This window comes from Aeromonas sp. QDB25 (genome assembly GCF_027707725.1).
GTDB classification, from domain to species: Bacteria; Pseudomonadota; Gammaproteobacteria; order Enterobacterales; family Aeromonadaceae; genus Aeromonas; species Aeromonas caviae.
Genome location: NZ_JAPCIZ010000046.1, coordinates 1 through 21,043 on the forward strand (window position 1 = coordinate 1; position 21,043 = coordinate 21,043).

18 protein-coding genes and 1 riboswitch are annotated in these 21,043 nt (G+C 61.9%); of the genes, 9 read left to right on the forward strand and 9 right to left on the reverse strand.

From position 1 onward, the window contains the following. The 4 genes from PG883_RS15355 to aceA form a co-directional block, all read left to right on the forward strand. Positions 1-250: hypothetical protein (locus PG883_RS15355; RefSeq protein WP_270807372.1), on the forward strand; the 250-nt coding region annotated here is incomplete at its 5' end. Positions 251-355: 105 nt separating this feature from the next. After that, positions 356-496: a hypothetical protein gene (locus PG883_RS15360; protein WP_010675269.1), complete on the forward strand. Its 141-nt coding sequence runs from the start codon at positions 356-358 to the stop codon at positions 494-496. 692 nt (positions 497-1,188) lie between these two features. Further along, positions 1,189-2,796: a malate synthase A gene (gene aceB, locus PG883_RS15365; protein ID WP_270807373.1), complete on the forward strand. Its 1,608-nt coding sequence runs from the start codon at positions 1,189-1,191 to the stop codon at positions 2,794-2,796. A 69-nt stretch (positions 2,797-2,865) separates the two neighbouring features. After that, positions 2,866-4,179, forward strand: coding sequence for an isocitrate lyase (aceA, locus tag PG883_RS15370; protein ID WP_010675271.1), 1,314 nt, complete (start codon positions 2,866-2,868; stop codon positions 4,177-4,179). Positions 4,180-4,279: 100 nt separating this feature from the next. On the opposite strand, the gene hda is transcribed toward aceA, so the two are convergent. From hda to upp, 3 genes are all read right to left on the reverse strand, one after another. Further along, entirely contained in the window at positions 4,280-4,981 is a 702-nt protein-coding gene (hda, locus tag PG883_RS15375) for a DnaA inactivator Hda (RefSeq protein WP_223916155.1), read from the reverse strand. 102 nt (positions 4,982-5,083) lie between these two features. Continuing rightward, positions 5,084-6,112, reverse strand: a complete 1,029-nt coding sequence (locus PG883_RS15380; RefSeq protein ID WP_270807374.1) for a DUF2066 domain-containing protein — start codon at positions 6,110-6,112, stop codon at positions 5,084-5,086. A gap of 140 nt (positions 6,113-6,252) precedes the next feature. Then, on the reverse strand, positions 6,253-6,879 hold the full coding sequence (gene upp, locus PG883_RS15385) for a uracil phosphoribosyltransferase (RefSeq protein ID WP_005302745.1): 627 nt from the start codon (positions 6,877-6,879) through the stop codon (positions 6,253-6,255). Between the two features lie 176 nt (positions 6,880-7,055). On the opposite strand from upp, the gene purM reads away from it, so the two are divergent. Both purM and purN read left to right on the forward strand, forming a co-directional pair. Beyond that, a complete protein-coding gene (gene purM, locus PG883_RS15390) occupies positions 7,056-8,093 on the forward strand; it encodes a phosphoribosylformylglycinamidine cyclo-ligase (protein ID WP_010675274.1) in 1,038 nt (345 codons plus the stop codon). 32 nt (positions 8,094-8,125) lie between these two features. Continuing rightward, positions 8,126-8,764 carry a phosphoribosylglycinamide formyltransferase gene (gene purN, locus PG883_RS15395; protein WP_042017578.1) on the forward strand — a complete coding sequence of 213 codons (639 nt, stop codon included), beginning with the start codon at positions 8,126-8,128 and terminating at the stop codon, positions 8,762-8,764. 114 nt (positions 8,765-8,878) lie between these two features. On the opposite strand, the gene PG883_RS15400 is transcribed toward purN, so the two are convergent. The 5 genes from PG883_RS15400 to PG883_RS15420 all read right to left on the reverse strand — a co-directional run bounded on the left by PG883_RS15400 (position 8,879) and on the right by PG883_RS15420 (position 14,790). Further along, entirely contained in the window at positions 8,879-9,640 is a 762-nt protein-coding gene (locus PG883_RS15400; RefSeq protein WP_442866373.1) for a Nif3-like dinuclear metal center hexameric protein, read from the reverse strand. Between the two features lie 107 nt (positions 9,641-9,747). Continuing rightward, positions 9,748-11,082: a sigma-54-dependent transcriptional regulator gene (locus tag PG883_RS15405; protein ID WP_223916159.1), complete on the reverse strand. Its 1,335-nt coding sequence runs from the start codon at positions 11,080-11,082 to the stop codon at positions 9,748-9,750. A gap of 70 nt (positions 11,083-11,152) precedes the next feature. After that, positions 11,153-12,187 (reverse strand): sensor histidine kinase, encoded by a 1,035-nt coding sequence (locus tag PG883_RS15410; protein WP_223916161.1) that lies wholly within the window; start codon positions 12,185-12,187, stop codon positions 11,153-11,155. Positions 12,188-12,292: 105 nt separating this feature from the next. Continuing rightward, entirely contained in the window at positions 12,293-13,711 is a 1,419-nt protein-coding gene (locus PG883_RS15415; protein ID WP_270807377.1) for a sigma-54 dependent transcriptional regulator, read from the reverse strand. A 239-nt stretch (positions 13,712-13,950) separates the two neighbouring features. Beyond that, on the reverse strand, positions 13,951-14,790 hold the full coding sequence (locus tag PG883_RS15420) for a DUF2726 domain-containing protein (RefSeq protein ID WP_111896806.1): 840 nt from the start codon (positions 14,788-14,790) through the stop codon (positions 13,951-13,953). A gap of 257 nt (positions 14,791-15,047) precedes the next feature. Between PG883_RS15420 and PG883_RS15425 the strand changes: the two genes are divergently transcribed. The 3 genes from PG883_RS15425 (at position 15,048) to ppx (ending at position 19,186) form a co-directional block, all read left to right on the forward strand. Further along, the gene (locus PG883_RS15425; RefSeq protein ID WP_010675281.1) at positions 15,048-15,560 is read left to right on the forward strand and encodes a glycine cleavage system protein R; all 513 of its coding nucleotides are present in this window, start codon (positions 15,048-15,050) and stop codon (positions 15,558-15,560) included. A 76-nt stretch (positions 15,561-15,636) separates the two neighbouring features. Continuing rightward, the gene (gene ppk1, locus PG883_RS15430) at positions 15,637-17,706 is read left to right on the forward strand and encodes a polyphosphate kinase 1 (protein ID WP_010675282.1); all 2,070 of its coding nucleotides are present in this window, start codon (positions 15,637-15,639) and stop codon (positions 17,704-17,706) included. Then, the gene (ppx, locus tag PG883_RS15435; protein ID WP_041214872.1) at positions 17,696-19,186 is read left to right on the forward strand and encodes an exopolyphosphatase; all 1,491 of its coding nucleotides are present in this window, start codon (positions 17,696-17,698) and stop codon (positions 19,184-19,186) included. Before ppk1 ends, ppx begins: the two co-directional genes overlap by 11 nt. A 58-nt stretch (positions 19,187-19,244) precedes the next feature. On the opposite strand, the gene mgtE is transcribed toward ppx, so the two are convergent. Continuing rightward, a complete protein-coding gene (mgtE, locus tag PG883_RS15440; RefSeq protein WP_042017552.1) occupies positions 19,245-20,588 on the reverse strand; it encodes a magnesium transporter in 1,344 nt (447 codons plus the stop codon). A gap of 123 nt (positions 20,589-20,711) precedes the next feature. Continuing rightward, a riboswitch (M-box (ykoK) riboswitch) is annotated at positions 20,712-20,881 on the reverse strand. Between the last annotated feature and the right edge of the window lie 162 nt (positions 20,882-21,043).

Below are 21,043 nucleotides of genomic sequence, written 5' to 3' on the forward strand. Positions count from 1 at the left end.
CCTGGCCAGAAGGAGGCAATATCAATATGATGCACGGCGACAGCAGGGTGATGGTGGTGGTGTGTTTGGAGACAGCCAGTTTACCAGCACCCTGTCTGTCAACTTCCACTTCCCCAAGATCCCGCGAAGAACCTATTTTTTTGCCTGCACACCCGACGCTTGCCTCTTTTTCCTCTCGCCTCCCCCGTTCATCGGGTCGCCGCTTTTTATTGGCATGAATTTTATACAGAACCATTTGAAGCTTTCATAAAGTGCCGCTAGGATACGCAACTTTTCCGCCGGCCATAAAAACAGGGAGGTGGACACTAGGGTGATGGAATCACCGACCGGCTTGCAATCAATGAGGCAAGCATCCATGACCCAAGCTGTTGACTCCCAGCCCGTTCAGCCCCTGATCTCCCCCACGCCCTCCGAGCTCGATTCCGCAGAGCACGGGTTTGGCAGTTCAGTGCACCTCGATGTGATCGATCTCGCCGCCCCGGATGAAGATTACTGAGACGAGCCCGTGCCATAGTGCGGTTCAAGACGCCGGTTTTGCTGTCCGGCACCACCCTTGACCCCGGCCAACAGACCGCCACCGCAAATAACGATAAAATGCTAGTTTTTCTTCAAAAATCAGTTTAATTGACCATCTTCTGCGCCCCAACCTCCCTCTCCTTCATGGACACGCCGTGATACAAACCTACGTTATTGCTCGTCATTTCCCTCTCTCATGTTCGCCTTCGCCATTTTGACCCAATTTGACATTTTAGTTTTAAACATCAGTTCACTACCCGGTCACTTCATAGCCCTCATGCAGGCTGGATTGAACGAAGGCATTTCATACAGCTGTTTTTGCAAAGCTTGGAGTAATGTCGGGATTTGTTTTTGCATTTGTAATTTTATTACGTAATTAGTTACATTTTTAACCCATCCCCTCTACCGAAATCCTCCCCCCTGCCGCCCCGGCGACCCAAGAGCATAACCATCTGCAAAGAGCTTTTACACTAATCACATAAATCCATTTAAAACAGCATCTTAACTATCATCAAAAAACACCCGTTTTAAAAATCAAGTTGACGAATCCGCCATTCTTTTGCACCTTATGAATCGTGTTACCCCGCTGTTACGGGGAGTTTGAAAGAAAGGGATATAGACGTTAGTCGTAGTTAATAAATTCAAAATGTAACTTTTGGAGGAGTACCCACTATGTCGGCACCGGCCCAGACCATCAGCAGCACCCGCCTGCACATTCAAGGCGAGATGCTTCCCGATTACGCGCAGATCCTGACGCCGGATGCGGTGGCCCTGGTGTCCGAACTGGTGGAACGTTTCGCTCCCCAACGCAATGAGCTGCTGAAGCAGCGAGTCGCACGCCAGGCCCGTATCGATGGCGGCGAGTTGCCGGACTTCCTGCCAGAGACCGCCCATATTCGCGATGGTGAGTGGACGGTGCGCGGCATTCCCGCCGATCTGCAGGACCGCCGTGTGGAGATCACCGGCCCGGTCGAGCGCAAAATGGTGATCAATGCCCTCAACGCCAACGTCAAGGTCTTCATGGCCGACTTCGAGGACTCCCTGGCCCCGGCATGGAACAAGGTGATCGAGGGCCAGATCAACCTGCGCGATGCGGTCAACGGCACCATTGCCTACCAGAGCCCGGAGGGGAAGGCCTATACCCTGAATCCCAACCCGGCCGTGCTCATCTGCCGGGTTCGCGGTCTGCATCTGCCGGAGAAGCACGTCACCTTTGATGGTGCCCCCATTCCCGGCGGCCTGTTCGACTTCGCCCTCTATTTCCTGCACAACCACAAGGCGTTGCTGGCCAAGGGCTCCGGTCCCTACTTCTACGTACCCAAGCTGCAGAGCCATCTGGAAGGGCGCTGGTGGAGCGAGGTGTTCGCCTGGACCGAGGACAAATTCGGTCTGCCCCGCGGTACCATCAAGGCCACCGTGCTCATCGAAACCCTGCCGGCGGTATTCGAGATGGACGAGCTGCTCTATCAGATGAAGGATCACATCGTCGCCCTCAACTGCGGTCGCTGGGACTACATCTTCAGCTATATCAAGACCTTGAAAAACCACCCGGATCGCGTCCTGCCGGATCGTCAGGTGGTGACCATGGACAAGCCGTTCCTCAGCGCCTACTCGCGGCTGCTGATCAAGACCTGCCACAAGCGCGGCGCCCTGGCCATGGGCGGCATGGCCGCCTTTATCCCGGCCAAGGATCCGGCAGTGAACGCCGAAGTCTTCGCCAAGGTGAAGGCGGACAAGGAGCGTGAAGCGAACAACGGCCACGACGGCACCTGGGTCGCCCACCCCGGCCTCGCCGACACCGCCATGGCGGTGTTCAACGCGAGCATCCCCGCTGGCGCCAAGAACCAGATCTATGTGCTGCGCGAGCAGGATGCCCCCATCACCGCCGCCGAGCTGCTGGCCCCCTGCGAGGGGGAGCGTACCGAGGCGGGCATGCGCACCAATATCCGCGTCGCCCTGCAATACCTGGAAGCCTGGATCAACGGCAATGGCTGCGTGCCCATCTACGGACTGATGGAAGATGCCGCCACCGCCGAGATCTCCCGCACCTCCATCTGGCAGTGGATCCGCCACGGCAAGACCCTCTCCAACGGTCAGGCAGTGACCAAGGCGCTGTTCCGCCAGATGCTGGCCGAGGAGCAGGAGGTGGTCAGAGGCGAAGTGGGCGAGGCCCGCTGGCAATCGGGCCGTTTCGCCGAGGCAAGCGCCCTGATGGACGAGATCACCTGCGCCGACACACTCATCGATTTTCTGACGCTGCCCGGCTACGAGCGGCTGTGAGACCCGGGCCGGTAACGGCCCCCATAACAAGTCAATGGAAACGTGAAATCAATGAAAGAGGGAACTGATATGGCACTGACCCGTGAGCAACAGATCCAGGCTATCGAGAAAGACTGGGCAGAAAACCCCCGCTGGAAAGGGATCAAGCGCGGCTACAGCGCCGAGGACGTGGTGAACCTGCGTGGCAGCCTGCAGCCGACACACACTCTGGCCCAACGCGGCGCCGACAAACTGTGGGAGCTGATCCACGGCGGCGCCAAGAAAGGCTATGTAAACTGCCTCGGCGCCCTGACCGGCGGCCAGGCGGTGCAGCAGGCCAAGGCCGGCATCGAAGCCATCTATCTCTCCGGCTGGCAGGTGGCGGCGGACAACAACCTCTCCTCCACCATGTACCCGGATCAGTCCCTCTACCCGGCCAACTCCGTCCCCTCCGTGGTGGAGCGCATCAACAACTCCTTCGCCCGGGCCGACCAGATCCAGTGGGCCAACAAAGTTGGACCAGAGGACAAGGGCTTCATCGACTATTTCCTGCCCATAGTAGCGGATGCGGAAGCCGGTTTCGGCGGCGTGCTGAACGCCTTCGAGCTGATGAAGGGGATGATTGAAGCGGGCGCCGCCGGCGTACACTTCGAAGATCAGCTCGCGTCCGTGAAAAAATGCGGCCACATGGGCGGCAAGGTACTGGTCCCGAGCCAGGAAGCGGTGCAAAAGCTTATCGCAGCCCGCCTCGCGGCAGATGTCTGCGGTACCACCACCCTGGTCATCGCCCGCACCGACGCCAACGCAGCGGATCTGCTGACCACGGATGCCGACCCCTACGATGCCGGCTTCCTGACCGGTGAGCGCACCAGCGAGGGCTTTTACAAGGTGCAGGCTGGTATCGAGCAGGCCATCTCCCGCGGCCTGGCCTATGCCCCTTATGCCGACATGGTGTGGTGCGAAACCGCCAAGCCGGATCTGGACGAGGCGCGCAAATTTGCCGAGGCCATCAAGGCCCAGTACCCGGACAAGATCCTGGCCTACAACTGCTCCCCGAGCTTCAACTGGAAGAAGAACCTGGACGATGCCACCATCGCCCGCTTCCAGCAGGAGCTCTCCGACATGGGCTACAAGTACCAGTTCATCACCCTGGCGGGTATCCACAACATGTGGTTCCACATGTACGAGCTGGCCTACCAGTACGCCCGTGGCGAGGGGATGAAGCACTATGTCGAGATGGTGCAGCAGCCCGAGTTCGCCGCTGCCGAGCGGGGCTACACCTTCGTGGCACACCAGCAGGAAGTGGGTACCGGTTACTTTGACAAGGTGACCACCGTCATTCAGGGCGGCCAGTCGTCGGTGACCGCACTGACCGGCTCGACCGAAGAAGATCAGTTCCACTGATAGACAGTGCCCCGTGAGATAGTAAAACCCCGGCCTGAAGCCGGGGTTTCTTTTTATTCGTGGCCTCGGCGTTGCCGAGCCTCAAACCAGCCTGACGGGCTCAGAGCTCGAGGATCTCTTTGACAAAGGGAATGGTCAGCTTGCGCTTGGCACGGAAGGAGGCGTTGTCGAGACGATTGAGGGTGGCAAGCAGGGTGCGCATGTCGCGGGAGAGGCGGTTGAGCAGGAAACGGCCCACGTCGATGGGCAGCTTGAAACCCCGCAGCTCGGCGCGCAGTTGCAGGGCGCTGAGTTTGCCCTCGTCGTCCAGCTCGTCGAGGTGGAAGCTCACTCCCCAGTCGAGACGGGACGCGAGATCCGGCAGTTGCAGCCCCAGCTTGCGTGGCGCGCTGCAGCCGGTAACGATGAGCGTCCCCTCCCCCTTCTCCTTCCAGCGATTGTAGAAGTCGAACAGGGCCCGCTCCCACAGGGCGTTGCCGGCGATCGCCTCCAGGCTGTCGAGACAGACCAGGGGCAGGCTCTCCAAAGCATCGAGCATGCTGGGGTCAAGCTGTTCGAACTGATCGAGGGAGAGATAGGCCGCCGCCGCGTCGCGGGCGTTGACCTCGGCACAGGTAGCATGGAGCAGATGGGAGCGGCCCGACCCCTTGGATCCCCAGAAATAGAGGAAGGGCGAGCCCTGACCGATGGCCGCATTTTTGAGGGCGGTGATCAGATGGGCGTTGTTGCCGGGATAAAAACTGACAAAGGTTTCATCATCCGGTAGTTGTACGGCTAAAGACAGTTGGGCCGGTTGCTTCACTCGTTGGGCTTTGACTGTGATATTTGCGGGCAAGTGTATCACCAGCGGGGCAGATAGAGAACCGCCCGGACCATGCCGGGCGGTCAGGATCCTTCCCCGGGATCAGGGCTGCGACCATTGATAGCGCAGGCCGCTCTCGTTGTCTTCCACCTGATGCAGGCGGCTCTCCAGTTGCAACCCCCTCACCAGCTCGGCCTTGCCCCCCTGCAGCGAGAGGTTGAAGGTCACCTTGTCCCCTTCCAGCTTGCCAATAGCCACCTTGGTGACACTGGCCATCCCCTGCAGCAGCTTCTGGATCTGGATCATGCCATCGATATCGGACAGCCCCTCCACCACCAGGGTCTGGCTGGAGGCGACACCGGAGAGACGGGTACCGTACTGCTGCACCAGCCAACCGGCCAGGGCATCGGCAAAGCCCTTTGCCACCTCGGCCTGGGTACCTGAACCCGAGCCCTTGGTCAGCTCGGTCAGCTCTCCTGCCTGCGCCCCCGGCTTGGACCCATAAAGACCCCAGTCGATGCTCCAGGCCTCCCCCTCCGGGCTCAGTTTGCCGAGCACCACCATTTCGGCGCCGTAACGCTGGCTCGCCTTGAGCACGGGATCAGCAAAGCGGCCCCAGACATCGGTCGCATTGACCGCCATGTTGTCATCCAAATCCATCAGCGGGAGACTGACCGGCAGCCCCATGGCCTGGGTCTGGGCACGCAGCGCCTCGGACCAGCCATCGCCGGACTGATCCGGCAGAATGCGCCGCTCCCCTTCGCCGACCACCAGCCAGATGGCGACCTGCGGCCGCACCGGGCCAAGCAGGGCAAACTTGCTCTGGCCGACCAGGGCGTTCACCTTGGCCACATTGAAATCCGCCTTGAGAAACTTGACCGAGCCGATGTCCTGATAGCTGTATTGCTGCACATAATCCGCCGGCGCCGCCAGGGCCTTCACCACATCCGGCTGGGTGAGGATATCGCGCTTGCCCGTCACCTTGACGAGCACATCCCCCAGCGCCTGGGACTGGGCGGCCGTCATGTCGCCACTGGTGGGAGCCTTGCCCTGATAGAGGTCGGTTACCTGGGCGGCCGATACCACGAGTGGCAGACAGCAGCAGAGGAGAGTCGCTAAGCGTTTCAGCATAAAGAAGATTCTCGAAATGGGGGATGGTGCTTATGGTAGCGGCAAGGCGCGCATGGCAGCAAGCAAAGGGGGGAGAAACAGCGGAGCCGGCAGGGTGCCGGCTCCGTTTGCGCGCCTTGGGCGCGGCGATGGGGTGATGCTTACTTGGTGCCGAAGATCTTGTCGCCGGCATCCCCCAGACCCGGGACGATATAGCCCTTCTCGTTCAGCCCCTGGTCGATGGAGGCACAGAACAGCTCCACGTCCGGGTGAGCGGCTTCCAGCGCCTTGATGCCTTCCGGCGCGGCAACCAGCACCAGCACCTTGATGGACTGGCAACCTTTCTTCTTGAGCAGATCGATGGTGGCGATCATGGAGCCGCCGGTGGCCAGCATGGGGTCGATGACCAGGGCCAGACGCTCTTCGATGTTGCTGACGATCTTCTCGAAGTAGGGGACAGGCTGCAGGGTCTCTTCATCGCGATAGATACCGACCACGCTGACGCGGGCGCTCGGCATGTGCTCCAGCACCCCGTCCATCATGCCAAGACCGGCGCGCAGGATGGGCACCACGGTGACCTTCTTGCCCTTGATCTGGTCGACTTCCACAGGGCCGTTCCAGCCATCGATGGTCACTTTTTCGGTTTCGAAGTCAGAGGTCGCTTCGTAGGTCAACAAACTGCCCACTTCCTTGGCCAGTTCACGGAAACGCTTGGTGCTGATGTCGCCTTCGCGCATCAGGCCGATCTTGTGCTTGACCAGGGGGTGTTTGACTTCAACGACTTTCATTATTATCTCCTCTAACCGGCGCCAAAAAAATCGCGGAATCATACAACAAAAGCCACTGCTTGTAGAGCTTTTCGATTCAAAAACGCGCAAACGATTTTCTTTCTGGTTTTTCGTGCCCGCTGGTAGAATACGCCCCGAATTTTACCCTCCACTTCTTTATATGACGGGGAATACGCGTGACTGACAAAACCTCACTGAGCTACAAGGATGCTGGCGTAGATATCGATGCCGGCAATGCACTGGTTGAACGTATCAAGGGCGTGTCAAAACGCACTCGTCGTCCTGAAGTCCTTGGTGGTCTTGGCGGCTTTGGGGCCCTGTGTCAAATCCCTGCTGGCTACAAGGAACCGGTACTGGTCTCCGGTACCGACGGGGTGGGCACCAAGCTGCGTCTGGCCATCGACCTGAAGAAGCACGACACCGTGGGGATCGACTTGGTCGCCATGTGCGTCAATGACCTCATCGTGCAGGGCGCCGAGCCCCTCTTCTTCCTCGACTACTATGCCACCGGCAAACTGGACGTGGACACTGCCGCTGCCGTGGTCACCGGCATCGGCGCCGGCTGCGAACAGTCCGGCTGTGCCCTGGTCGGCGGTGAAACTGCCGAAATGCCTGGCATGTATGAAGGGGAAGATTACGACATCGCCGGTTTCTGCGTCGGCGTGGTGGAAAAGAGCGAGATCATCGATGGCAGCAAGGTTGGCGAAGGGGATGCCCTGATCGCCCTGGCCGCCAGCGGTCCCCACTCCAACGGCTTCTCCCTCATTCGCAAGATCCTGGAAGTCTCCAAGGCCGACGTGCAGCAGCCGCTGGGTGACACCACCCTGGCCAACGCCCTGCTGGAGCCGACCCGCATCTATGTGAAGCCCGTGCTCAAGCTCATCAAGGAGTGCGAGATCCACGCCCTGTCCCACATCACCGGCGGCGGCTTCTGGGAGAACATCCCGCGCGTGCTGCCCGCCAACACCCAGGCGGTCATCGACGAGCAGAGCTGGCAGTGGCCGGCGGTGTTCAGCTGGCTGCAACAGGCAGGCAACGTCACCCGCCACGAGATGTATCGCACCTTCAACTGCGGCGTCGGCATGATCATCGCCCTGCCGGCGGATCAGCTGGACAAGGCACTGGCCCTGCTCAAGGCCGAAGGCGAGAACGCCTGGCACATCGGCCACATCGCCAAGGCGGCCGATGGTGAGGAGCAGGTCATCATTCAATGAATGATCGGATCAACGGCCAGATGACCTCCCCTATGAAACGCATCCTCGTCCTCATCTCAGGCAGCGGCAGCAACCTGCAGGCCATCCTCGATGGCTGTGCCGGCGGCAAGATTGCCGGTCAGGTGGTCGGCGTCATCAGCAACAAGGCTGATGCCTATGGCCTGGTGCGTGCCAGGGAAGCCGGGGTGGCAACCGCCATCCTGGCCCAGCAGCAGTTCGCCAGCCGGGAGGAGTATGATGCCGCCCTGCTGGCCCTGATGGCGGATTATCAGCCGGATCTGGTGGTGCTGGCCGGCTTTATGCGGATCCTGAGCGCCGACCTCGTGCGCCACTTCGCGGGGAGGATGATCAACATCCACCCCTCGTTGCTGCCGAAATACCAGGGTCTGCACACCCACCAGCGCGCCATCGAGGCCGGTGATGACGAACACGGCGCCAGCGTCCACTTCGTCACCGAAGAGCTCGACGGCGGCCCGGTGATCCTCCAGGCACGGGTCCCCATCTTCGAAGGGGACAGTGCAGACGAGGTCGCCGCCCGGGTCCAGGTGCAGGAGCACAGCATCTACCCCCTGGTGGTGCAGTGGTTCTGCGAAGGGCGCTTGCAGATGCGAGAAGGGTCTGCCTTCCTCGATGGCAAGCAGCTTGGCCTGGCAGGCTATGCCAGCGAGTAACCGCGAGCAGCAGTAAGACACCACAAGGGAGGCTCAGGCCTCCCTTGTCATTTCTATCGACCAGCGCAATGGCTGTCATCACGTCCGATGACGCCGCTGCGCGGCTAATCGGCCCTACACCGGATTGTCGATATCGATAAAGGTGACCTCCAGCCCGTGCACGGTGGCGAGCCACTCTCCCAGCGCCTTGACGCCGTAGCGCTCGGTGGCGTGATGGCCTGCGGCGTAGAAGTGCATGCCCATCTCGCGGGCAGTGTGGATGGTCTGCTCGGAGGCTTCGCCGGAGATGAAGGCATCGATGCCCTGCTCCGCCGCCTGGCTGATGTAGCTCTGGCCACCGCCGGTGCACCAGGCCACGGAGCGGATGAGCTCGGGACCACTGTCACCACAATGAAGCGGCTCGCGACCGAGACGCTCGGCAATCAGCTTGGCAAAATCGCTGCCGCTCATGGGCTCCTCCAGCTTGCCCACCATGGCCACGCTCTTGCTGTTCCAGGGTTCGAGACCGCGACGCACCTTGATGCCGAGCAGCCTGGCAAGCTGGGCGTTGTTCCCCACCTCGGGATGAACGTCCAGCGGCAGGTGGTAGGCAAACAGGTTGATGTCGTGGGTCAAGAGGGTCTTGAGACGACGCTGCTTCATGCCGGTGATCTGGGCCGGGTCGCCGCTCCAGAAGTAGCCGTGATGAACCAGGATGGCGTCAGCATCGGCGGCCACGGCGGCATCGATGAGGGCCTGGCTGGCGGTGACGCCGGTCACCACCTTGCGAATGCGCTCGCGCCCCTCCACCTGCAGGCCGTTGGGGCAGTAATCCTTGATGGCATGGGGTTCGAGCAGGTGGTTGAGCAGGCTTTCCAGTTTACGATGAGAGATCATGGGGGTCTCCTAGCTGGGCTCCCCACGTACTGTGCGGGGAGCCGGATTCCGATCGTCAGGGCCCATGATAATCGAGCCGGACCGGCAAGGCCATGCGCCTGTCAGGCCTAGGCGGGCAACTCGATGCCGGCGTCACGCATCTGGGCCAGCTTGTAGCGCAGGGTGCGCGGGCTGATGCCGAGCTTGTCGGCCACCGCTTTGCGACTGCCGTTGCACTCCTGCAGGGTGTCCAGAATGATCTGGTGCTCCTGCAGCTTGAGTTCGCCGCCAAGCCCCTCCCCTGACAGCCGCTCAAGCGGCCGCACCAGGGTCTCGTCCGTCTCCTCCAGGATCAGGTGCTCACAGTCGATGAGGCCGTCTGGACAGAGGATCAGGGCGCGCTGCACCACGTTGTCGAGCTCGCGCACGTTGCCGGGCCAGGGGTGAGCCATCAGACGCTCTCGGGCGTCCTCTGCGAGCTGCGGCGTCGGCAGCCCCATCTGGCTGGCATGCAGCGCCAGCAGATGCTCCGCCAGGGGAAGAATGTCACCCGGGCGTTCCCAGAGCGCCGTCCAGCGCAGGGGGAAGACGTTGAGGCGGTAGTAGAGATCCTCGCGGAACAACCCGTCCTGCACCGCTTTTTTCAGATCCCGGTTGCTGGTGGCAATGACCCGCACATCCAGGGGGATCATCTTGCGGCTGCCGAGCCGCTCCACCTCTTTCTCCTGCAAGACCCGCAGCAGCTTGGCCTGCAACCCCAGATCCATCTCGGTGATCTCGTCGAGCAGCAGGGTTCCTCCCTGAGCCTGCTCGAACTTGCCAGGGCACCCCTGCACCGCACCGGTGAAGGCGCCCTTCTCGTAGCCAAACAGAGTCGCTTCCAGCATGTTCTCCGGAATGGCGGCGCAGTTGATGGCGACGAAGGCCTGCTCTGCCCGGCTGGAGTGGTCGTGAATGTAGCGCGCCAGCACTTCCTTGCCCGTCCCGCTCGGTCCGGTCACCATGACGGTGGCTTCGCTTCTGGCCACCCGGGTCGCCAGCTGGAACAGCTCCGCAGTCCTGGGGTCCCCGTACACTACGGCACGCTTCTCCACCTTCTGGGCCGGCACATAACGGCTGACCTGGTTGAGCAGCACCTCGGGGGAGAAGGGCTTGGCCAGATAGTCGATCGCCCCCTCGCGCATGGCGCGCACCGCCCCGTCGATGTTGGCGTAGGCAGTCATCAGGAGCACAGGCACCTGGGGATATTGCTGGCGGATGTTGGCGAGCAGGGTCAGACCATCCATGCCCCCCATCTGGATGTCGGAGATCACCATGTCAAAGCGCTGACGGGACAGGGCAAGCAGGGCCCGCTCGCCGCTGTCCACCTCGCGGCACTCATAGCCACCGAGCAGCAGGGTATCCAGCAGCGCCTCGCGCAGGCCGTTGTCATCTTCCACCACCAGAATGCGAGCCTGGGTCATGCCACACCTCCTACAACCAACATGGCCTTGTCGAGAATGATCTTCACCGGCGCTCCGGCTTTTGCGCGCCTCATGCCACTCCCCCCAACTGAACCTGTTGCTGATGCAGGGGGAAGGACAGGGTAAAACAGGTGCCCTCGCCAGGGACCGAGGCCACGCTCACCTCCCCCTGATGAGCTCGTACCACCGACTGCACCACCGCAAGACCGAGGCCCGTGCCCTGGGATCGGGTGGTAAAGAAGGGTTCGAAGATCTGGTTGAGCAGGGAGGGGGCCATCCCCTTGCCGTTGTCGATGACCCGCATCTCCACCCGGTTGCCGCTGCGCACAGCGCTCACCAGGAGCGAATCGGCGCCGGCCTGCCGGGCATTGGCGATGAGGTTGTTGATGGCCCCCGCCAGGGCACTGCTGTTGGCAAGCAGACAGAGATCGGGCTCAGGGGCCTCCAGATGCAAGGCGCAGCCCTGCTGCTGGCAGAAGGCTTCGGCCCCCGCCTGCACTTCCGCCAGCAAGCCCTGCACCGAGAGGGGCGCCACCACCTGGTTGTCGCCATTGCGGGCAAACAGCAGGATGTCGTTGATCTGCTTCTCGAGATCCTGCAGGCGCGCCATCAATTTTTGCTGGAACTGGCTGCGGGATTCAGGCTTGAGGGTGCGGTTGGCCAGGTTGGCCGCATAGAGCATGGCGGCGGAGAGCGGGGTGCGAATCTGGTGCGCCAGAGAAGCCGCCATGTTGCCAAGGGCGGAGAGGCGCTTCATGTGGTTGACCCTGTCCTGCAACTGGCGGGTCTCGGTCAAGTCGGTAATGAACACCAGTTGGCCGGGCTGATCCGGCAGCGGCTGGGTCGACAGCTGGACCCGGCGGCCGTCGCGCAGAGAAATCTCGTGGCCATCATCCTCGCGGGGCTGGAAACAGCGGTCGATGATCTGGCGCCAGGCCTGGCCTTCCAGCGGCTCTCCCAGCAGTGCCTTGGCGGCCGGGTTGGCACGGGTGATCCGGCCCTCGCCGTCGAGCAGCAAGACACCGGTGGGCAGCGCCGTGAAGATGGCGTAAAGCTGGCTCACCTCGTGAGACTGGAGCGGGGTATCTTGCGGCTGGGCTGTCATAAAACTGACCTCAAACTGGCGATTGAGTCAGCTTATTCAATTTCCATGCCAGCAAAATAGAGGTTATTTATCAATGCATTGGGTCAATGCGTCAAAGCATTGACCTCAATTGTCCTTGCTCATGCCGTACTTCTTCATCTTCTCCACCAGGGTGGTGCGGCGCATGCTGAGCAGGTCGGCGGCGCGGGCCACCACCCCGTCCTGGGACTCCAGGGCCTGGCGGATCAGCTCCACCTCGAGGTCGGCCAGCATCTCCTTGAGGTTGACCCCTTCCTGGGGCAACTGCATGGGCAGGGGCATGGCGATGCCGGGATCCAGCTCTGGTGGGGACTGGAACACGGCAGCCAGGGCGTCCCGCTCGTCCATCTCGGTGAGCCGTTCATCTCGTGGTTCGCAGGGCAGCAGGCGATAGCGGCCGGGCAGATCCGCCACATCGACGATCTGGTTCGGATAGAGGATGAGCAAGCGCTCGATGAGGTTGGACAGCTCGCGCACGTTGCCGGGCCAGGCGTACTGCATCAGGGACTCCATGGCGCGCTGGGTCAGATGGATGATCCCCTTGTGCTGTTCGGCATGGCGATTGAGCAGCTCCTGCAGCAGCAGCGGGATGTCGTCGGCCCGATCCCGCAGGGGGGGTGTCTCGATGGGGAACACATTGAGGCGGTAGTAGAGATCTTCGCGAAATGCCTGGGTGCGGATCATGGCTTCCAGATCCCGGTGGGTCGCCGCGATCACCCTCACATCTGCCTGGACGGCCTTGCCGCCCCCGACCCGGTCGAACTGGCGCTCCTGCAGCACCCGCAGCAACTTGACCTGCATCGGCAGCGGCATATCGCCGATTTCGTCGAGGAAGAGGGTGCCCCCCTGGGCCAGTTCGAAGCGGCCGCGCCGGGCGGCAATGGCACCGGTGAAGGCCCCCTTCTCGTGACCGAACAGCTCGCTCTCGAGCAGCTCCGCCGGAATGGCGCCGCAGTTGATGGGCACGAAGGGGCCCGCGCTTCGGGCGGACAGCTCGTGGATGGCGCGAGCCACCACCTCCTTGCCGGTTCCGGACTCACCGAGGATCAGTACGTTGGCGTCGGTCTCGGCCACCTGGCCGATGAGACGGCGCACCTCCTGAATGCCCCTCCCCTTGCCCACCAGCAGGCGCAGCAGGGTCTGACCCTTGTCGTGGGTCTGATGACGGGGATGCAGGGAGATGAAGGCCTGGCAGAAGTGCAGATGACGGGTGAGGGACTCATAGGTAAAGGGCGCCTCGGCCACCCCGATGAAGTTGCTGCAACCATGGCTCGCCGGCATCAGGGAGAGGAAGGGCAGACGAGGATGGGCGGCAAGCAGCTCACTCAGGGCGCGCTCGCGCAGTTCCCCGGCCAGAATCCCCTGCAAGGGCCCGGCAGTCTCGATGGCCACATCGAGATCGCTCTCAACCACCTCCTGCCAGGGGATCCCCATGAAGGAGAGCACAGTCCCCAGTTGCTGGCGCCGCACATCATCGGCATCAACAAGCAGCACACCCATAGCCATCCTATCCATATTTTCACACCTGACGCCAAACTATTGTTTTTTAAGTGCTTATTAAAACCAATTTCGCACTGTGTCATAAGGGGGACAAAGTGCCAAAATTATGGCGGATTGTCAAAACTTGTCACATCCTCCCGGACCCTGGCGGGACGGGGATCACGCTTCCAGCCAGATTGAGTATCGGATGAAAACCAGCGAAGGGGAAAGAATGACGCCGACAGGGTGCGGCGTCAGAGGAGGGATCAGTGTTTCACGCTCTCCTGGGGAGCGGCATAGCGGCACTCGGGAAACCGGCTGCAGGCGAGGAACAGGCGACCGGCATGGGGACCCTTTCGTGCTTCCCGTGCCACCAGGGGCGCGGCACAGCGGGGGCAATGAGGGATCGTCTCCCGGGGCTCCTCCTCATCCGGATCGAGGAAGGGATTCTCCTCCATCAACACGGGCATTGCCTCTCCGGCCTGGGGGGGCGGCACCTGGGGCTCCCTGGCAGCCCCCGGGTGTGACGTGCCCAGATCGACACCATCGAGCAGCAGCGGGCTGAAGGTCGGTTCGCGGCGCTCGCCGGGCAGCAGGTCATCCACCGGCGCCGTCGTTCTCGCCAGCAGGGGCAGCAGTTGCTCCCGCAACTCGTCGACCTGGTAGTGGCTGCTGGCCGGGATCTGCAACAGCGGCAGGCCGGCGCCATCGCAGGCCGCCTTCAGGAAGAGATCCCGCGACTTGCGCTTCTGGTGGCGGTGCCCCTCGTCATCCAGCTCCACGGCACACAGGAAAGAGAGATCCGCCGGGTGGCAGAGCAGAAAATCGAAGTGCTTCTCCCCTATCTTGCCGAGCGCCTGCTGGCGCTTGCCCTTGCCAAGGTGCGCCTCGGGCGTCAATACATAGGAGGCTCGTACCTTGGCAAAGACACGGGCCTTGTCCCCCACCGCCTGATCCAGCACCCCGAAGAAGGTGCGCTCGGCTGGGCTCATCAAGGTTTCCTGCAGATCATAGGGCTCGGCCTTGCCCTCTTTCTCCCTGCGCCAGACGATCACCAGCAGGAGCAACCCCAGCAACACGGCTCCTGATACGACAAGGCTATTCATACACGCACATCCCGTTTACAAGACAAATTCAGTTCACACCAAAGGAAGGGGCACACTCTACCACGGGGAAAGCGACTCAGGCAGCGCAGAAATCAAGCCCGTCCCGGCATTCGCGTTTTTTCACTGAATTTGCGCAAGGCGGGCTTCATATGGCCTGTCACAGCAGGCACAATGTAGAGCCCATGGACGTTCTGGCGCGCACCCCGTCGCCGCCAGGCGTCAACGGACCCCACGCAGCCCCATTCAAGGAGAGCAGGATGCAAAAGCAATTGGTCGTCACCGTGATCGGCGCAGACAAACCCGGGATCGTCGAGAGCCTGGCCGATACCATCACCCGGCAGCAGGGTAACTGGCTGGCCAGCTCCATGAGCGAGCTGGCGGGGCAATTTGCCGGCATTTTGCACGTCGCCGTGCCTGACGAGCATTACCGCAGCCTGTGCGAGGCCCTGGTGATGCTGCCTGGCCTCACCGTGAGCTTCGCCGAAGGGCAGCTGAGCCCGCAACCGGCCCATCAGGTGATGCTCAGCGTCACCGGCAACGACAGACCGGGCATCGTCCACGAAGTGGCCAGCATCCTGCGCCAGCTCAACATCAACGTCGCCGACCTCACCACAGGTTGCGAACCTGCGCCCCACTCAGGCGCCCCTCTCTTCTATGCCCACGCCCTGGTGGCCCTGCCGCCGCAGCTCGAACTGGACGATCTCGTCACGGCCCTGGAGTCCCTCTCCGACGACCTCGTCGTCGACATCGATCAGGATCTGAGCGAATAGTGTCGCCTGTCATAAATTTGTCATGGTTTGACGCCATAACTTCCGCGCAGACGCAACCAGAGCAAAGAGGCACCAGATGAGCACCGACAAGCAGTATGAAGAGAAAGAGCTTAGCTGGCTCTCATTCAATGAACGGGTGTTGCAAGAGGCGATGGACAAGACGGTACCCCTCATCGAGCGGGTCCGTTTCCTCGGGATTTTCTCCTCCAATCAGGACGAGTTCTTCAAGGTACGGGTGTCGGACGTCAAGCGCCGCATCCTCATCAACGAAGTCCACGGCGGCGACGACGAGGCCAAGGTGCTGCTGCGCGCCATCCAGCAGAAGGTGATGGCGCTCGGCGAGGCGTTCGACAACACCTACAAGGAGCTGCTGATCGCGCTGGCCCGCCACAACATCTTCCTGGTGAACGAAAGCCAGCTCTCCGAGTCCATCCAGCAGTGGCTGCGGATCTTCTTCCGGGAAAAGGTACTGCGCCACATCATCCCCATCCTCCTCAACAAGGAGGTCAACCCGGTCAAGTTCCTGAAAGACGAGCACACCTATCTCGCCATCGAGATGAAGAAGAACGGCCAGGTGATCCAGTACGCCCTGGTGGAAGTGCCCACCGACGATCTGCCCCGCTTCTTCCAGCTACCGCCGGAGGGCACCCGTCGCAAGAAGCAGATCATCATCCTGGACAACGTTATCCGCTTCTGTCTGGACGAGATCTTCAAGGGCTTCTTCGACTACGACGAGATTGCCGCCTACGCGGTCAAGCTGACCCGGGATGCCGAATATGACCTCTCCGACCAGCTGGACCTCAGCCTGGTGGACAAGATGAGTGACGGCTTGAAACAGCGCCTCACTGCCATGCCGGTGCGCTTCGTCTACGAGCGGGAGATGCCGGCGGCCATGATAAGCTTCTTGAAGCTCAAGCTGCAGATCAGCTCCTACGACGCCATCATGCCCGGTGGGCGCTATCACAACTTCAAGGATTTCATCGGCTTCCCCAATGTGGGCCGGGATTATCTGGAAAACCCCAAGCTGCCGGCACTGGACTGCCGCGACTTTGACGGCTTCGTCAACGCCTTCGACGCCATCGCCAAGCAGGACATCCTGCTCTACTACCCGTACCACAAGTTCCACCACTTCACCGAGCTGGTGCGCCAGGCGGCCTTCGACCCGGCGGTCAGCGCCATTCGCATCAACATCTACCGGGTGGCCAAGAAGTCGCGGATCATCCACTCCCTCATCGACGCCGCCAACAATGGCAAGAAGGTGACCGTGGTGGTGGAGTTGCGCGCCCGCTTCGACGAGGCGGCCAACATCGACTGGGCCAACATCCTGACCGACGCAGGCGTCAAGGTGGTGTTCGGGGTGCCCAGCCTCAAGATCCACTCCAAGCTCTGCCTCATCACCCGCCACGAGAACGGCGAGGCGGTGCGCTACGCCCATATCGGGACCGGCAACTTCAACGAGAAGACCGCCAAGATCTACACCGACTTCTCCCTGCTGACCCGCCATCCGGACATCACCGCCGAGGTGGAGAGCGTGTTCGAGTACATCGAGTACCCGTACCGGCGCTACAAGTTCAACCACCTGCTGGTCTCCCCCATCAACAGCCGCCGCCAGCTCTATCGCCTCATCGACAACGAGCTGGCCAACGCCAAGGCGGGGCAACCCAGCGGCATCACCCTCAAGATCAACAACCTGGTGGACAGAGACCTCATCAACCGGCTCTATGCCGCCGGCCAGGCCGGGGTGCCCATCCAGATGATCATCCGGGGCATGTGCGCCCTGCGCCCGGGGGTGCCGGGTCTGAGCGACAACATCCGGGTCATCAGCATCATCGACCGTTTCCTCGAACATCCGCGGGTGATGGTGTTCCACAACAAGGGAAATCCCCAGCTCTATATCTCCAGTGCCGACTGGATGAGCCGCAACATCGACGGTCGCATCGAGGTGGGCACCCCCATCTATGACGAGCGGCTCAAGCAGCGCATCCTCGACATTCTCGAGCTACAACTGAGTGATACCTGCAAGGCGCGGGTGATCGATGCCGACCAGAAGAACGAGTACGTGAAGCGGGGCAACCGCCGCAAGGTCCGTTCCCAGGTGGCGATTTACGACTACCTCAAACGCATAGAGTCAAACCATGGACAATAGTCTGTACGCCGCTGTCGATCTGGGCTCGAACAGCTTCCATATGGTCATTGCCCGCCTCACCGAGGGGCGGATGCAGATCATCGATCGCATCAAGGAGCGAGTGCGCCTCGCCGAAGGGATGGATGAGCAGCGCCGCATGTCCCAGGAGGCCATGGCGCGCGGGCTGGACTGCCTCGCCCTGTTCGCCGAGCGGCTCACCAACATCAAGCCGGATCAGATCCGCATCGCCGGCACCTACACATTGCGCCGCGCCAGCAACGCCCGCGACTTCGTGCGCGAGGCGGCCAAGGTGCTCAACCACCCCATCGAGATCATCAGCGGCCAGGAAGAGGCCCGCCTCATCTATCAGGGGGTCGCTCATACCCAGCACATCGAGGGCCAGGTGCTGGTGGTGGACATCGGCGGCGGCAGCACCGAGCTCATCATTGGCGAAGGGTTTGAGCACAAGGCGCTCACCAGCCGCAAGATGGGCTGCGTGAGCTTCACCCAGAGCTTCTTTGGCAACGGCAAGCTCGGCGAGAAGGCCTTCAACGCCGCCGTGTTGGAAGCCCAGCACCAGCTCGCCCCCATCATCAACCAGTACCGCAAGCTGGGCTGGCAGAGCTGCCTCGGCAGCTCGGGCTCCATCCGCACCGTGCGCGACGTGTTGCAGGGGGAAGAGTGGACCGATGGTGCCATCACCCTGGCGGGACTGGAGCGGCTGAAAGAAGAGATGCTCAAGCACAAGCGGGTCGACCAGCTCAAGCTGGCGGGCCTCACCGAGGAGCGTCAGGGGGTGTTCGCCGCCGCGGTGGCCATCCTGCTCGGGCTCTTCACCTCCCTGCCCATCGAGCGGATGGAGTACTCCGACGGCGCCCTGCGCGAAGGGTTGCTCTACGAGTTCGAGGAGCGCCTGCAGCATCACGACATTCGCGAACGCACCGCGCTTGCACTCAGCACCCACTATCGCATCGACAAGCGCCAGGCCACCCGGGTAGAGAGCAGCGTCCTCTCCCTGTTCGACGCCCTGAGCGGCCCCTGGGAGATGCCGGAAGAGCCCTATCGCGCCATCCTCGGCTGGGCGGCGCGGTTGCACGAAATCGGCCTTGCCATCAACTACAGCGGCATCCACAAACACTCCGCCTACATCTTGCAAAACACCGACCTGCCCGGCTTCAACCAGGACGATCAGGCCCTGCTGGCGGCCCTGGTGCGCTTTCATCGCAAGGGGCTCAAGCTCTCCGAGCTGCCGGCCCTGCCCAACCACGACGAGCAGACGGTGCTGCGCTGCATCCGCATCCTGCGCCTCGCGGTGGCGGCCCACCACAGGCGTCAGGACAACCTGCTGCCCGAGTGGAACGTGCAGGCCGCCGGGGATCAGCTGGTGGTCACCCTGCCGCTCGACTGGTGCGACGAGAACAAGTTGCTGATGCAGAACCTGGAAAAGGAGCACCGCTACTGCCACGAGCAGGGCTGGCCCCTGCTGTTCCAGCTCGGGTGATCCGCCCCTCTGTGCAAAAAGGCAGCCGATGGCTGCCTTTTTTGTCTCTTGTCCTTTCCTACTGCAGATCCGGCAGGATCAGCTTGGCTATCTCGAAGTAGATGATGAGGCCGGTACCGTCCACCAGGGTAGCGATGAAGGGGGCGGAGACCACCGCCGGGTCGATGCGAAAGCGACGCAGCACCATGGGGATCACCGAGGCGACGGTGGCACTCCAGAGCACGATGGCGACGATGGTCAGGGTCACCACCATGCCGATCTCGGGCCCCACCCCCAGGCTCCAGGCCCGCACCCAGGCCGCCAGTGCGATGGCGGCCGAGATGAGCAGACCGGTGGAGATCTCCTTTTTCAGCACGGTGCCGAGGTTTTTCAGGCTCACCTCCCCCACCGCCATGGCACGCACTATGGTGGTGGTGATCTGGGTACCGCTGTTGCCACCGGTACCGATGAGGAGCGGGATGAAGAAGGCCAGGGCGATGGCTGCCTCCAGCTGCTCTTCAAAGGCCCGCAGCACGGTGCCTGTGTAGGCTTCCGCCACGAACAGGATCAGCAGCCAGCCCACCCGCTTGCGCCACAACTGCCAGGGGGTGGCCTGCAGATAGGGGGTATCCAGCGGCGAGGAGCCCCCTTGCAGCTCCGCATCCTCAGTGGACTCCAGCTCCAGAATGTCGGCGGCATCGTCCACGTGGAAGACCCCCACCAGACGACCCTGATCTTCCACCGGCAGGAGCGAGAGGTCGCGGTCAATGAGCAGGCGGGCCGCCAGCTCCTGATCCGCCCGGGCGTTGATGCGCACTGCCTCCCCCTCCATCAGCTCCCCTACCGGCAGCAGAGGATCGGCGATCAGCAGCGACTTGAGGGAGACGCTGCCAAGCAGGCGCTGCTCGCCGTCAACCACATAGAGATGACCGAACAGCCTGGCCTGATCCCAGGCCCCGTGGATCAGCTGCTTGGCGCTTTCCACCGTCGCATCGGCCTCCACTGCCAGGTATTCGTGGCGCATGTTGGCCCCCACCGACTCGTTCGGCCAGGCCAGCAGGGACTGGAAGGCTTTACGGGCGGGGTCTGGCAGCCGGGCGAGCAGGGTCTTGCGATCGTGCTCGTCGAGCCTGCGCAGGATGGCCAGCAGGTCCCGACGGGCCAGGGTGCCCTGTAGTATTCCCACGATGCTGCCATGCAGCCTGAGCAGCAGATGGCCGGCACACTCCGCCGGGAGGGAGGCGAGCAAGGACGCCCCTTCCGGCATGGAGAGGGTATCGAAGATGCAGTTGAGCTCTTCCGGGCGCAGGGTCAGAAGCTGATCGGCACGGGCCACCGGATCCAGGTTGTGCGCCAGCCAGTTGCGCAGGGCGACCGGGTCGAGCAGTTGATGACGATTGAGCAGGGTGTGTGTTTTCTTCATCACAGATGTCCTCATGTGATTTCAGGCGAACCTGAACGCCTCCGGCACCTGGCCGGATGCAACGGCAAGAAAACAGCAATTTGATTGACGAGTAACAGGCAGGAAATGACGCCGTCCGGCGTGTTTTCATCCCCACGTACCAGCTTTAGCACTGCATAACGTATCCGGCATGCCGGAAGCCACTTGGGTTGACACCTTAATCCGATGAAAACTGTCCTGATCTTGGGCGTCTCTGGACGTCGTGAGATCAGTGGCCTGTGTTTATGCAGGAGCCTCGCCTAACGAGATGCTGCGAACATTGATTGCACGGCGCTACCGTGCGGGCGGCATCATCTGCCCAGGCGCAGGTCGAGTCAAGGCAAATGGGCCCCTGGCAACGGGTTGTTACAAATTGGCCGGACGACGGGCCTTTCATGAAACGAGGCTCCCCCGTGCGTGGCACGGGGGAGCCTGCG